Here is a 14,021-nt window from a genome sequence, read left to right as displayed (position 1 = left end):
AAAACTGCAAAAAATAAAATATGATGTTTTTAAAACCTCCTTTTTTAAGGAGTATATGTCCAAACTGTACAAATCGTAACCTGAAAAGTGGTTTTCTAGATAAATGGGTGATGAGATCCTCTTTTTTGTCATGATATCCCAGAATGGTGTGCGCTATGGAATGAAAATAGCAGAAAAAAAGAGGCTGCACAAGATGAATGTGAGGGATCTGCAGTGAAAATTGACCGGCTTTTGGCCATTGTGATTTTATTGATTAATAAACGCCAAGTGCAGGCAAAGGAGCTTGCCGGCATGTTCGAAGTCTCTGTCAGAACGATTTATCGGGATATTGAGGCGATCAACCAGGCGGGCATTCCGATTGTCACCTCACAGGGAGCAGGAGGCGGGATCAGCATCATGGAGCGGTTTCGGCTCGAAAATAAGCTGCTGTCAGCAGACGAACTGGCGGCCATTACGACGGCTTTGGAAAGCGTTTCCTCGACGTACGAAGTGCTCCATCACGGGTCTGCACTTGAAAAAATCCGGTTTCTCGTTTCGGAAGAAGAAATGCCGGAATTCCGCAAGAAAACGGAAAAATGGTTTGTTGACATCTCTTCCTGGGGAGAAAGTCCTGTCATCAAAGAAAAGATCCGCTTGCTGGATGAAGCGTCAGACAGCACGCGGGCGGTCTCCTTTAATTATGTGGACAGAGAGGGGCAGACCGGAAAAAGGAAAGCGGAGCCGCATACCCTCGTCCTAAAGGGAAGGCACTGGTATTTGTATGCTTTCTGCCTGAAGAGACAGGCGTTTCGCTTCTTTAAACTGTTGCGGATGAAAGACGTGCGGATGCTTGAAGAAAAGTTTGAAAGAAAGGAAGTCGATCTGTCTTCACTTCCTTGGGAGACATCGTGGTACAAACCGGACAATATGACCGAGGTGACCCTTCTCATTAAGCCGTCGGGAGAGTCTTTGGCAAGAGAATGGTTCGGCTCAGAAGCTCTCACTTATGAAAACGGACAATGCGTGGCAACCATTTCTTATCCGGAAGATCAATGGCTGTACGGATTTCTGCTCCAATTTGGAACCCATATCGAAGTTCTCGATCCTCCTCGCATCCGTCAAAAAATAAAAGACTTGGCAAAACAAATTGTACATTTATACGAAACCTGACACGATGCTGTCAGGTTTCTTTTTGTATGATGAAGAAAAAGGAGGAATGAAACATGGAACATTATTTTTGCCAAAGCTGCGGCATGCCGATGACAAGCGAACTTTTCGGCACAGAAAAAGACGGGGGGAACAGTCGTGACTACTGCATTTACTGCTATGAAAACGGAGCTTATACTCATCCAGATGCGACATTGAAAGATATGATCGAAATCTGTGTGCCTTATATAAAAGAAGAGGGAAAAACCGAGGCCGAAGCGAGAGCGCTTTTGTCGCGGACACTCCCTTATTTAAAACGATGGGCGGCGGCGCAAACGGAAGGCGGGCAGGGAAGATGAGCTTTTCTCATTTCGAAAAACAGAAGGCAAAGTTATTCAGCGGGGTATCCACCGTAACAAGCAACCAAAATGAAGCAACCGAAAAAGGTAAAATTCCTTCCATGTGGAGTTTATACCGTGAAAGATTTCCGCATAAGGAACGCCAGGACATGAAGAGAGATACGATTGCGCTTTATTCAGATTATGAGTCGGAAGAATATGGGGCGTATACATTTTCAATCGGTACGTTCGCTGATCAGCATGAAAAAGCGGCCAATGTGATTTCGCTCCCTGCATCCGAATATGCCGTTTTTGTTTCAAGGCGGGGGAGGATCGAAGAGGTCGTGTTTGAGACTTGGCAGGAGATTTGGACATGGGCTGAGAAAAATCTCCGTACATATACCGGAGATTATGAAGTTTATGGTGAACAAGCAGTGAATCCCGAAAATGCTCAAGTTGCCATTTATATTGCTGTCGATCGAAAAAAATAAAGCTTTTAAAACTAATGCTGTTAGTTTTAAAATGGAAACTAACGGTATTAGTTTTTTATTTTGATGGAAGAGGTGGAAGTTATGAGGATGACCCGATTTGAATCTGTTTACCAGCTGACTTTTTTTCCGCACATATTTCCTGTCAACTGTTATTTAGCCGATGAAGAAGACGGTCTAACATTAATTGATACAGGGATTCCGATCAGCAAAACCGGGATTTTAAAGGCTGCGGATCACCTCCGCAAGCCGATTAAGCGGATTTTGCTGACCCATGCCCACAGCGACCATGTCGGTTCGCTTGACGCGCTGTACCACAGCCTTCCGGGTGTGAAGGTGTCAATATCTGAACGGGATGCACGTCTGTTAAAAGGCGATACAAAGATGCTGGAAGGGGAGCGCGGAATAATCAAAGGAGGCGTTCCGAAAAACATCAAGACAAATCCTGATATCTTTTTAAAGGAAGGAGACAGAATCGGTTCATTGCTGACTGTTTCATCACCCGGGCATACGCCTGGCAGCATTTCGTTTTTTGATGAAAGAAGCGGCCTTCTCATAGTCGGTGATGCGTACCATACGCGAAGCGGCATGACGGTATCGGGGCATTTAAAGCTTTCATTTCCTTTTCCGGCTTTGGCCACATGGGACAAAGAAATCGCTTTAGAAAGCGCACAAAAGCTGTTAGATTTAAAACCAAAGGCGCTTGCCGCCGGCCACGGCGATCTTGTCCATGATCCGGCTCAAGCGATGAAAAAAGCGGTAAACGAAGCATACATCAAATTAAACAGGAAAGGATGAAGGAATCTTGTCTCCGCGAATCGGTTTGAATAAAGACGCAGTATTGGAAGCTGCTGCAGCTCTGGCTGATGAGGAAGGCATTCATGAAGTGACGCTTGCTTCACTTTCCAAAAGGCTGAATGTCAAATCTCCGTCTCTGTACAATCATATAAAAGGATTGAACGACTTACGGAAGGAACTCGCACTTTACGGCTTGACGATTCTTTATGAAAACATGGCTTCGGCTATCCAGAGAGCCGAAGAGGATCAGGCTGTCAGCCAAATGGCTCATGCCTATCTCGCTTTTGCCAAAAACAGACCGGGGCTTTATGAAGCAACTTTTATTGCAATGCCCGATGAAGATGGACGGCTTGACGAGGCTGGAGACAGAGTCCTCGCCTTGGTGCTTTCCGTTCTGAAAGACTATCATTTAGATGATGAAGCCGCGATTCATGCGGTCAGAGGCTTGAGAAGCATCCTGCATGGATTTGCCGCACTCAGGCAACACGATGCGTTCGGTCTTCCTTATGATGTAGAAGAAAGTCTTGATCTGACAATCCGCGTCTTCTTAAAAGGCATTGCTGTCTATCAGACCGAATAAACAAGAGGATTTTTCTTAATTGTTTACATTTTTTCGAAAATTTAGTATGATTGTCGTATGGCTCTTCCATTTTTTGAGTCATAGGTATGAGAAGGCTTAACCAGCCACTAATTGCCTTGGCCTAACAGCCGAGGATTTTTTTATGTCGGCAAAGAGAGACTTGATATGCAAAAATTGGTTCACACATCGTGTGTTCCATGTTATGCTATCATTGTGAATATATTCACAAAAGGGTGTGCACAATGAAAAAAACTCCAATTTATGTAGAAATATCCATCCAGGCAGAAATGGAGCGGCTATGGCGCTATACCCAAGACCCAACCCTCCATCGGCAATGGGACTTGCGATTTACGGACATTACCTATTTAAAGCGCAGACCGGGTGAACCTCAGAGGTTCTTATACGAAACGAGAATCGGCTTCGGCTTAAAAATCTCCGGCACCGGGGAGTCTGCCGGAAACGTATTTCAAGATACTGGAGACAGAGTCTCGTCACTCAAGTTCGCTACAAACCACCCGCTTTCTGTCATTCGCGAAGGAAGAGGATATTGGAAATACAGCGAGAGCGAAACCGGAATCACGTTTATGACACAATACGATTATGACACCCGTTACGGTAGGCTGGGCCGGCTTGCAGATATGGCATTCAGGCCGCTCCTCGGCTGGGCGACGGCCTGGAGTTTTGATGCACTGAAGATTTGGCTTGAAAAAGGGCTCCATCCAAGGCTGCTTTTTCAAAAAACATTGGTCTATTGGCTCGTTTGTCTGCTGTTTTCTTTCGTCTGGATTTACCAAGGGCTTGTTCCAAAGCTCATCATGGCTCACCCTGGGGAAATCAGCATGCTTTCGGCTTTTACGGGCGGCCGTTTCCATCCCGAAACGCTCCTGAGGCTTATCGGTTTAGCCGAGGTGATGGTCGGCGTGTTATGGCTTTATCCTGTTCGGAAAAGGAAGTGGTTTCTTCTGCATATCGTCCTGCTTGTGCTGCTTTCTGCCTCCGCGGGAATGGCTGATATCGCATCTTTTGCCGAACCTTTTAACCCGGTCGTGCTCAATGCCGCACTTATCATCTTGTCCGTTATCGGCTATGTGAGCGCTTGCGGCATTCCAAACGCGGGAAATACGATCAGAAAGAGGCGTTGATTTGATTTCGATGTATGAACGGGTGATCGAGGATTTTCACCTTCTCCACCCAAAACTCAAGGAGCGGTATCAGCTCACTCAAGAAAACGTGTTCAAAGGAAAAGGAGTGATGACGGAAATTTCCGGCGGTTCATACTGGGTCAGACTGTTGTTCAAAGCGGGAACGGTCTTCCGCTGTTTTTTTCCCGAAAGGGGGAGGAACGTTCCGTTCACGATTGAAAATCACATTCGGCTGACGAAAAATGATACACCGGCAGCCGTTTGGAACAGGACTTTCTTTTTTCAGGATAAACAAAGGCATTTCGATGCTGTCATGATCTATGATAAAAGCCGTGTTGAAATCATCGACTATTTCGGGCATCCGCCAATCTTAATCTCAAGCCTGCGGTTTAAGGCGGAGGCCGACGGCTCATTATCGATTACTTCTGTCAGACAATGGCTGCCTTTATTCAGAAAAAAGCTGCCCCTTCCAAAGTGCTTATACGGTATTTCCAGCGTGAATGAATCGTATGACGAAGAAAAAGGCTGTTTTACAATTGACGTTCATGTGAAAAACCCGCTGTTCGGAACGCTGTTTGCCTACAGAGGAACGTTTAACAGGGAGGAGGAGACGGCATGAAAGCCCGCCGTTTTTTTGTAAGCGTTCTTTGCTACGCGGTTTTTTTCATCGGCAAAGCGCCGGATATCCCGGCGGCAGAGGCGCTTCTTTTATTATCAATGCTGTTTTTTGTTCCGGCTGCGCTCGATCTCATTCAGCATGAAAATGGGATGTTTCGGCTGATCAGCGTCTGTTTTCCTTATGCGGCTTGTTCGGCATCGCTATCACTGCTGTTCCATTCCCCGCTTTTTTCATTGGTTTGGCTATGCTATACGGGGATGATCGCCTTATACGGGGCACTTCGCCTCTGGGAGAGAGAAGGAAGGAGCCTTGAAGAGGCATCGATTGACAGCGGCCTGCTTTACCTTCCTTTTGGAGGGGGGTGGCTTTTTGCTTATACGCTGAATCTCCAGGTCATGGATTTCAGCCCGCTGATTGTGCTGCTGACAGCGGTACATTTTCATTATTCTGCATTTCTCATTCCGATTTTTAATGGAATGCTCGGAAGGAAGCTGAAAAAGAAAGGCCTCCTTTATGCGGCGGTGACATGGCTCATCATGCTGTCTCCGCTGTTCATTGCCATCGGCATATCGTTTTCGAAAACCATTGATGTCATCGCTGTTGCGCTGTATTTGTCGGCCCTATACGGAAGCGGCTTTCTCGCCTCGATTACGGCCTTCAAAAACAGCGCGGCTCGCCGCTTTGTTATCTTTTCGTCTTTTACATTAATGATCACCATTGCTTTTTCACTCATTTACTCTTACGGCGTTTTTCGCGGCCGGACGACTTTTACAATCCAGGAAATGATTTGGATTCACGGGCTTGTCAACGCCTTTGGCGTCATCATTCCAGCGCTGACCGGCTGGCGCCTTGAATCCCCTGGGCCGGGCTGTGAAAGGAGGCAAGGCGAAACGATGAGCAACATTTACGGCACTTGGAAGATCGGAGCCGATTTTTTACACAGACACCGATTACAAACCGATTCGTCTTACCAAGGTCTTGCCGATGATATGAGCGCATTTCAGAGCAAAGGATTTCAGCCTGAGAAGGTTTCTCCTCTTATTCTCGATTTCTATGAGCATACTGCCGATTATTCGTTAACAGCGGAGATCTCCTGGCGTCCATGGTTTAAACCGCTCGCGCACATGTACCAGCTGATTTCAAGAAAGACAGGACAAATTCATTTGGGGACTAAGACCGGACGGCAAACGATGGACGGAGAGATTATCGGTGTTGATTCAGCCAGAGACGGAAGGAAGAATGTGCGCGCCTGGATCAGAACGAACGAGGTAGGCGAGACTGTGTTTGTGGCGCTTTATTCTGCTCATACCCACGATCACATCACATATATGAATATCGCGCTGCCATTGCCGTTTTCCAATATGACAGGCATTTTAAAGCCGAAAGCAGAGGACGGCTGCCTGATTTTGACGAGCAGTGATAAACGATCTGACCGTGGGGATGAAGGCATCTTCCTTTCGACCGGAACAGGAACGTTTAAACTGCCGCTCGCCGAACGCTTTATCATTAAAGAGCAGGGACGAAAGAGGCTCTGCGCCCATCACCGCATGTGGCTGTTCGGCATACGGTTTCTCGACATTCAATATCATATTGAAAAAAAGGATTCTGCCGTGAAAAGGGCGAAAATAGCAAATGAAAGCTAGGCAAAAATCGAATCGAACTGGAGGGTCTTTATGCTAAAAAACGTTTTGCTTGAACAGTTTAAAGCATGCTATAACGAAACGACTTGGTTTGTTTGTTTTCAAACGGCTGCCGCTGATCTCACGGAAAGCCAGGCAAGGCAAAAAGGGGAAGGTTCGGAAAATTCGATTTTAGAAATTGCCAACCATTTGATTTTTTACAACGAGCGCTATTTAAAGCGGTTTAAAGGAATTCCCGTTCCGGCTTTTGATTATACGATCGATGATACGTTTGTAAACAAAAGCGGACTTGGCTGGAAAGAAAGCCGGCAGGAACTGAATACGATCTATGCCGAATGGATCGATGCGCTTTCGGAATGCGAAGAGGAGATGCTGAAACAACCGGCTCAGCACGATCCGCATTCTACCTGGGCGGAGATTTTGTCCTGCCTCATTCTTCATAATGTTTATCATTTGGGGCAAATCGTCCATATGAGAAAGCAGCTGAAAATCTGGGATGCTTCAAAAGGCGTGAATTAACGGAGTTACAAGTAAGATTGCGGCTTAAGGCGGTCACCTCTTCAAGCCGTAATCTTGCCTGAGGTCAAGCTTCGATTTTTGCTTTTAGGTGGTAATAGGCATCTTTCAGCCAGGGATGGACAACTTTCAGTTTATCTTTTTGTTTCCACAAATGCTGAATATAAACAAACGCCCCGTGCTCCAGAGAAATTTCAAGCGCTTCATGAAGCTCCTGGATGTAAGGCGGAGTCCCCGTCTGATCCCATTCTATTTTGTCCGCTGAAAACAGGACAAGGTCGAGCTGGGAAGGATTTTTTTAAGCGTCGTATGGCATTCTATTGCATTTAAAATATCTTCATCCGCCACCTGAAACAGGTCCCGCGCCATCACTTTCGACAGCTTTTGATGGATGATCATCGGGAATATCCGTTCTTCGGGCAGAATATCAATACCGAGCGCTTCAGCAGCCGCAATTCTTTTTTCATTAGGGATGACACCCCTGATGTCGTGCATCATACCGGCTATACCAGCTTTTTGTGCAGGAACATGAAAACGATTTGCCAATCTTTCTGCCGCTTGTTTCACCCTTATCGAATGTTCGGCTGTTTTTTCGTGGTTATGGCGTCTCAAAAATTCAAGGGCATCTGAACATACATCGCCTGTGCAGCGAACTTCCATCTCTATTCCTTCAATATTCATCAGCGATTCTCCTTTTTGGTGTTGTTTCATGATAAACAAAACACATTTGTTATCTGATTTCACCTTATCATAATATTGACAAATCCTGAAATAAACTATTAAAATATTTTGTTAACCGGAAAATAAAAAGAAGGGACTGTCCATTGACTATGTCTGAACTGACAAAACAGCTGATCTATGATATGTATGTTAAACTCCTGCACCTGAACGAACAAAAAGCGGATACAGATCTCAAGGCATTTTTAAAGCAGGCGGCAGAATCTGATGTTAAACGGCTCCCGGGGAATATGACTACCATCCATGTCATCAGCTGTATCGGTCATGATGAACCGATCAACAACACCGGCATCGCAAAAAAAATGAATTTATCAAAAGCAAATATTACAAAAATCAGTTCAAAGCTGTTAAAAGAAGGCCTCATCAAACGGTTTCAATTGACGGACAACAAAAAAGAGATATACTTCAGGCTGACGCCCAGCGGAAAACAAGTGTTTGAGCTTCATGAAAAGCTCCATCAGCAAAAAGCGGATCAGTTTAGCAGATTTCTCGATTCGTTTTCAACAGCAGAACAGGGAGCGATTTTGAAATTCCTTCAAGGGCTGACGTTTATGACAGAAACGGATAAGAAGCATTAATTCAATCTAACAATAATATTATTATGTAAACTTAAAAATCTATGGCTGAGAGAAGAAAATCGATTGACAAGAAATACTTTCCATATTATAGTTAAACCATCAAGTTAGTTATTTGAATAACTAAGAGGTGAACCGAATGGCAAGGCCAAATGTGACATCAAAAGAAACGTTGATTGAGGCGGCTAAGCGCCGCATTGCCGAACATGGCCTGGACAAACTGACGCTAAAGGCGGTCGCTGAAGAAGCAAAGGTCACACAGGGAACTGTTTACTATCATTTTCGGACAAAAGAGCAGCTTGTTTTTGAAGTGGTCCGCGACCTATGCCGCGCGTCGTGGGAGCGATTGAAAGCAAATGAAAAGCCCGCTGCCGAAAGGATAAAAGACGGATTGTCTTCCGCGAAATCAAGAACACTGAAGGATGCGTATTATCATCAGCTTTTTTTAGAATTGGCCGTTTTAGGGTTTCGAAATGAAAAGATAAAAGAACAGCTCGGCGAACTTCTCGAAGAGGAAAATGCGGTGTTGGCAGAACAGCTTTCCGACCTGTGGAAGCGTTCTCCTGTTGACGGGGTTTCTTTCAGCACGTGGGGCATTCTTTTAAACGCACTAATCGACGGTCTTGCACTTCAGTCGCTTATGTCTCCGGGATTTTCCCCTGAAAAAATCTACAGGGAATTAGAAGCTGTGCTGCAGATGCTGACGGAAACCGCTGTTAAACAGCATGGAGGGGAGTAAAAAGGGATGGGTAAGTTGACTGAAAAGCTGGGTTTGGCTCTTGTTTTTTCAATCGTTGTCTGGCTTGGCGCCACCGTATTTTTTATGCTGTTCGGCAGTGCGGTTCTTACAGAACCCGGCCAAGATGGTTTTATGCTCCGCTTTTTGCTTCTTGAAGCCGGAACTTTTGCCCTTTTATATGCCGTGATGCTCGTTTATCGGCGGGTTGACAAAACGAGGTTTGCGGCGGTTAAGCTTGGCATTGTGGGGTCGGCTGTCGGTTTGTTTCTCGACGCTTTTTCTTTATGGAATCATTCGCTGATCTTCCCGGCGCTTTCAGATGGCCAGATGATTGGGTTTGCGGTTTGGATGGTCTTCGCGTATGCCATGTATTTGACGATACCGCTCATCCTTGAAAAAAGAAGGTCTGCAGTTTAAATATTTTTATGTAAGATTCGCCCGCTTATTGCAAAAACGGGCGAACGGTCTTTAGTCTTGCGGCACCGATTGTTCTGCGTTGATGTACCCTGCACCGTAAACATTTGGATCGCGATCTTTCCATAAATCGGTACCGTCCATTAGCAGCTGTTTGACTTCATCAGGTTCTGTGCCCGGGGCTTGCTGAAGGATAAGTGCGGCAATTCCTGCGCAGATCGGCGTAGCCATCGAGGTTCCGGACAATGTCATATATTTTGTGCCGACTCTGTTTGTTTTTTGCAGCTTATCGAGAAAAGATCCGGGTGAACGAAGCGACGTAATATTTGTGCCCGGTACCAGCAAGTCCGGTTTGACTTGACCATAGATTGTCGGCCCTCTGCTTGAATAAGAGGCGACATCGTCATCCTCCCGGCTGACTGTATCCCTGTCATCCAAGGCTCCGACTGTAATAATCTTGCTGCTGACACCCGGGCTGGCAATCGTTTGCGCATCAGGACCGGAGTTGCCGGCTGCCGCACATACAACAATGCCTGCGTCCCATGCTGCATGAACAGCTTTAACGACTGGATCTTCTTCTTCATTCTCGTAGCGCAAGGCTTCTGCACCCAATGACATTGAAATAATGTCGATCGGATCATCAGGATTTTCCTTATTGAATTGAATGCACCAATCTACGCCTTGAATGACGGTTTCGAGCGATCCGGATCCCATTTTGTCCAATACTTTTACACCGACAAGTTCTGCTTCAGGAGCAGGTCCGCGGTACTGACCCGATGAGGCCGCTCCGTTTCCGCAAGCATCACCGGCGCAGTGTGTGCCGTGCCCATTGTCATCATAGGGTTCTGTTCTCTGGTTGATAAAGTCTTGAAAAGCCCTGATCCTGCCTTCAAGATCTTCGTGAGGGTATACGCCCGTATCAATGACAGCGACTGTCACTCCTTTGCCTGTCAGCGTCTGATTGTTTCTGACCACTTCTTTGGCATGGCTTGATTCAACCGCTACGTCGAGGAGCGCTTTTACTTTGCGATTTAAATAAATTTTGCGAATGTCGCCGCACTCAGATAGAAGCGATTGCAAAGAAGAAGGGGTGACTTCAGCGCTGCAGCAGCTAACGTTGGAGAAGCGATGCTTGATTTTGTTTCTTCTTTTGCTGCCGATCATTTCATTGACTAATTGATAGCCTTTATGCTGACAGTCTTTTTCAAATTCAATAATGACTGGTATTTTTTTGTTTTTCATTAATATTTTTTCGAAAAAACCGTGTAAAAAGCAAGGCGTCCATTTAAAAGGTTTATAGAGTTTCAGCACGCTTTCTCTCAGCGGCCGGTCCAGCTTATGGGCGTTGGACCTTACCATTTGAACCATGTAGGAACCGAACATTCTAGCTCCACCTCATCTCTTATAGTTTATTCTTCCTCTTAATCTATGAATGAGAGGCGGTTCCCGTAAAGTTGGCTGTCCTAAAACGGCGGCAAAAAAGGCCTGTTTACTACTCGATTCTATAAAATGCAGCGGAAGTCCAGGGTTTAAACGAATCAAAATACATGATATTCTAGTCATGTCAATATCACCCTTTAGAAAGCGGCCAAAGGAGCTGAGTTCATGGCAACAATCGAAGATTTTTTAAAGCTTGATATTCGGGTTGGAACAGTTTTAAAAGCAGAAGAGTTTCCGGAAGCGAAGGTACCGGCCATTAAGCTTGAAATCGATTTTGGCGGAGAGATTGGCGTCAAGTGTTCGAGCGCTCAAATCACAAAGCGTTATACGCCTGAAAAGCTTGTAGGCCGGCAGGTGACGGCAGTCGTCAATTTTCCGCCGCGGCGGATTGCCGGGTTTAAATCGGAAGTTCTCGTTCTTGGAGGCGTACCGGAAAAAGGCGATGTTATATTGCTGGCCCCTGATCAAGAAGCGCCCAATGGAACGAAGATCAGCTGATACATAAAAGAGAGGCTCCCTCTAAATGAAGGAAGCCTCTCTTTTTTATTTCACCTTGAATTTTTTCGTCAATTCTCGCAGATCTTCCGCCATCTGCTCAAGCGTGGCAGAGGATGTACTGATTTCTTCCATTGAAGCCAGCTGTTCTTCCGCTGATGCAGCAATGTCCTGGATTCCAGCTGTACTTTCCCTTGATACATCGGCGATTTCCTGAACGGCACCGGAGACTTCCTGCGAGCCATTCGACAACTGTTCGACCGCCGCATTGAGCGTTTGCAGCTTGCCTGCGATCTCATTCGTCATGCCGCTGATTTCGTGAAAGCTCGACTCTGTTTTCTCGGTAATTTTAAGTCCGGACTGCACTTCATGGTTGACCGATTGAAACATGCTGAGAGAATGTTCGATTTCTTTGACGATTTCCTGAATCAACGCTTCGATTTCTTTTGCCGAGTCCGCTGACTGCGCGGCAAGCTTTCGAACTTCTTCGGCGACGACGGAAAATCCTCTGCCTGACTCGCCGGCGCGGGCTGCTTCAATCGCGGCGTTCAATGCCAATAGATTCGTTTGATCGGCAATTCCGTTAATGACCCTGAGAATTGATGTGATATCCTTCGATTTGCCTTCGAGGCCTTTGACGACGCTCTCAGCTTGTTTGACAGATTGGTCGATTGAACTCATCTGGCCGACCGTTTTCTGAACGAGTTCTCCTCCGGTTTCGGCGATTTCTGTCGATTTGATCGATGCTTCGGTGATTGATTCCGACACTTCGGTCATTTCGCTCAGATGATCATTCATCTGGCTGAGCTGCTGCGAGCTCGTTTCGACTTTTTCATTCTGGCTTTCAGCCCCGTTAGAGAACTGTTCGATCGCAGATGTAATATGTTCTGTCGCTTGGCTCGTCTGTTCTGCGCTTGCTGTCAGCTGCTCAGAAGAGGAGGCGACATTCTCAACCGATTCCTGAATGGTGCCGATCAGTGTGCGGAGCGATTCCGCCATGTCATTGAAGCTTTTGCCGAGCTGCCCGAATTCGTCATTTGAACGCACTTCGATTTGCTGTGTCAAATCGCCGCTGCTGATGTTCTTTGCAGATAGAACGAGCTGATTCAATGGTTTGCTAATCGCGCGGACAATAAAGAAAATGAGAACTCCGCCAAGCACCAAAGCCCCTGAAAAGACGATGAGAGCCATATAAAGGACGGGCTTTGTTGCGTTTGTTATCTCATCGGAAAACATCGTCCCGGCGATTTTCCAGCCTGTCAGTTTGTTTGTCGTAAAAGCCATTTGCTTGGCTTTTCCTTCAAAAGTATACTTGAATTCGCCTTTTCCTTTGCCGTAAACTTGATCAACCCAGCCGCCTTCACCTTCAGTTCCGGCTTTAATCGTCGGGTGGGCGATATATTTTTTGGACGCACTTGAGATAAAAGCAAAGCCGTCTTTTCCGACTTTGATATCGTTTGTCGCTTTAATCAGCTCGTCGATATTCAAGCTGAGCGCAGCGACGCCCGACCCGTCTTTATTTTGTTTGGCGATGGTAATGACCGTGTTGCCGGTAGCGGCAGATGTGTATGGATCGGTAACGATAATTTCGCCTTTTTTCTCAACCGCTTCTTTAAACCAGGGCCTTTCCGCCGGATTATAGCCGTCAGGCATTTTCGTATAAGGGTGCTGCACGTATACACCGTCTTCAGAGCCTGTGAAAACGGCTTCTACATCTTTGTTTTGCCTGGCGTATTGTTCAAACTTTTGTCTTAACGAAGTCTGGCCTTTTTCCTTGTATGTTTTTTCTTTGATCTCTTCACTGAAATATGTAACAGCATCCGCTTTTTTCTCAATGTTTTGATCGATCATTTCGTTTAATTGATCCACGCTGTTTCTTGCGCTTCTCATGATTTCATCTTCAATCGACCCGCCTGCCGTATAATAGGAAACACCTGAAAGGATTAAAACAGGGAGCGTTAAAATCAATAAAAATGAGACCGCTAATCTTTTTGAAAGAGATGGATGCTTGAACCATTCCAATATTTTTTTCATTAGCCAAAACTCCTTTTTCTAGGTTACGAGAATAATATCGGACAATTTTCACACTTTTGCATTAAATTTAAAAATTTTGGCTTCAAAACAAAATCCTCAACAAAGGCGAAAGTATCTGTATTGACGGAAAATGGGCTGGAGAACTGTTGACAAAGTTTCCCTCCGTTTATATACTTATCGGTAAATACAGTGAAAGGAATAGGTATAGGGGACATGAAGCAGTAATCTTATTTTCCATCGTTTTTTTAATATGAAAAAACGGAAACTTGGAGAATAGGATGAGTATGCCCTTTTATACCTTGCATCATTTTCTGACTTTGCATGTTTTTTGTCGTGCAAT

General features: G+C 45.6%; 15 protein-coding genes and 1 pseudogene. 13 read left to right on the top strand and 3 right to left on the bottom strand.

The genetic code is table 11. The annotated features are described in order from the left end of the window. Nucleotides 1-213 precede the first annotated feature (213 nt). The 9 genes from TRNA_RS32395 (at nt 214) to TRNA_RS32355 (ending at nt 7,249) form a co-directional block, all read left to right on the top strand. Nucleotides 214-1,149, top strand: a complete 936-nt coding sequence (locus tag TRNA_RS32395; protein ID WP_003182553.1) for a helix-turn-helix transcriptional regulator — start codon at nt 214-216, stop codon at nt 1,147-1,149. Between the two features lie 53 nt (nt 1,150-1,202). Continuing rightward, nucleotides 1,203-1,484: a zinc ribbon domain-containing protein gene (locus tag TRNA_RS32390; RefSeq protein ID WP_003182551.1), complete on the top strand. Its 282-nt coding sequence runs from the start codon at nt 1,203-1,205 to the stop codon at nt 1,482-1,484. Next, the gene (locus TRNA_RS32385; RefSeq protein WP_003182549.1) at nt 1,481-1,954 is read left to right on the top strand and encodes a GyrI-like domain-containing protein; all 474 of its coding nucleotides are present in this window, start codon (nt 1,481-1,483) and stop codon (nt 1,952-1,954) included. The genes TRNA_RS32390 and TRNA_RS32385 overlap by 4 nt, the downstream gene beginning before the upstream one ends. A gap of 81 nt (nt 1,955-2,035) precedes the next feature. Next, a complete protein-coding gene (locus TRNA_RS32380) occupies nt 2,036-2,749 on the top strand; it encodes an MBL fold metallo-hydrolase (RefSeq protein WP_003182547.1) in 714 nt (237 codons plus the stop codon). 7 nt (nt 2,750-2,756) lie between these two features. Next, nucleotides 2,757-3,329, top strand: a complete 573-nt coding sequence (locus tag TRNA_RS32375) for a TetR/AcrR family transcriptional regulator (protein ID WP_003182544.1) — start codon at nt 2,757-2,759, stop codon at nt 3,327-3,329. Between the two features lie 242 nt (nt 3,330-3,571). Then, nucleotides 3,572-4,471, top strand: a complete 900-nt coding sequence (locus tag TRNA_RS32370) for a DoxX-like family protein (protein ID WP_003182543.1) — start codon at nt 3,572-3,574, stop codon at nt 4,469-4,471. A gap of 1 nt (nt 4,472) precedes the next feature. Continuing rightward, complete coding sequence (locus TRNA_RS32365) at nt 4,473-5,090, top strand: DUF4166 domain-containing protein (protein ID WP_003182541.1); 618 nt, start codon at nt 4,473-4,475, stop codon at nt 5,088-5,090. Beyond that, nucleotides 5,087-6,733: a YndJ family protein gene (locus TRNA_RS32360; protein ID WP_003182539.1), complete on the top strand. Its 1,647-nt coding sequence runs from the start codon at nt 5,087-5,089 to the stop codon at nt 6,731-6,733. The genes TRNA_RS32365 and TRNA_RS32360 overlap by 4 nt, the downstream gene beginning before the upstream one ends. Nucleotides 6,734-6,763: 30 nt before the next feature. After that, nucleotides 6,764-7,249 carry a DinB family protein gene (locus tag TRNA_RS32355; protein WP_003182537.1) on the top strand — a complete coding sequence of 162 codons (486 nt, stop codon included), beginning with the start codon at nt 6,764-6,766 and terminating at the stop codon, nt 7,247-7,249. Between the two features lie 64 nt (nt 7,250-7,313). On the opposite strand, the pseudogene yqeK reads toward TRNA_RS32355, so the two are convergent. Beyond that, nucleotides 7,314-7,906 (bottom strand): annotated as a pseudogene (gene yqeK / locus TRNA_RS32350) (bis(5'-nucleosyl)-tetraphosphatase (symmetrical) YqeK). A 170-nt stretch (nt 7,907-8,076) separates the two neighbouring features. On the opposite strand from yqeK, the gene TRNA_RS32345 reads away from it, so the two are divergent. From TRNA_RS32345 to TRNA_RS32335, 3 genes are all read left to right on the top strand, one after another. Next, nucleotides 8,077-8,562, top strand: coding sequence for a MarR family transcriptional regulator (locus TRNA_RS32345; RefSeq protein ID WP_011198034.1), 486 nt, complete (start codon nt 8,077-8,079; stop codon nt 8,560-8,562). 136 nt (nt 8,563-8,698) lie between these two features. Further along, a complete protein-coding gene (locus TRNA_RS32340; RefSeq protein WP_003182530.1) occupies nt 8,699-9,298 on the top strand; it encodes a TetR/AcrR family transcriptional regulator in 600 nt (199 codons plus the stop codon). 6 nt (nt 9,299-9,304) lie between these two features. Continuing rightward, complete coding sequence (locus TRNA_RS32335) at nt 9,305-9,715, top strand: DUF5367 family protein (protein WP_003182528.1); 411 nt, start codon at nt 9,305-9,307, stop codon at nt 9,713-9,715. 51 nt (nt 9,716-9,766) lie between these two features. On the opposite strand, the gene TRNA_RS32330 is transcribed toward TRNA_RS32335, so the two are convergent. After that, complete coding sequence (locus tag TRNA_RS32330; protein ID WP_009328107.1) at nt 9,767-11,095, bottom strand: S8 family peptidase; 1,329 nt, start codon at nt 11,093-11,095, stop codon at nt 9,767-9,769. Between the two features lie 222 nt (nt 11,096-11,317). Between TRNA_RS32330 and csaA the strand changes: the two genes are divergently transcribed. Next, nucleotides 11,318-11,650 (top strand): chaperone CsaA, encoded by a 333-nt coding sequence (gene csaA / locus TRNA_RS32325; RefSeq protein WP_003182526.1) that lies wholly within the window; start codon nt 11,318-11,320, stop codon nt 11,648-11,650. 45 nt (nt 11,651-11,695) lie between these two features. On the opposite strand, the gene TRNA_RS32320 is transcribed toward csaA, so the two are convergent. After that, nucleotides 11,696-13,681, bottom strand: coding sequence for a methyl-accepting chemotaxis protein (locus TRNA_RS32320; RefSeq protein WP_003182524.1), 1,986 nt, complete (start codon nt 13,679-13,681; stop codon nt 11,696-11,698). Nucleotides 13,682-14,021 lie beyond the last annotated feature (340 nt).

This window comes from Bacillus licheniformis DSM 13 = ATCC 14580 (assembly GCF_000011645.1).
Taxonomy (GTDB): Bacteria; Bacillota; Bacilli; order Bacillales; family Bacillaceae; genus Bacillus; species Bacillus licheniformis.
The sequence above is the reverse complement of the archived record's forward strand: the minus strand, read 5'-3'. Positions and strand labels throughout refer to the sequence as shown.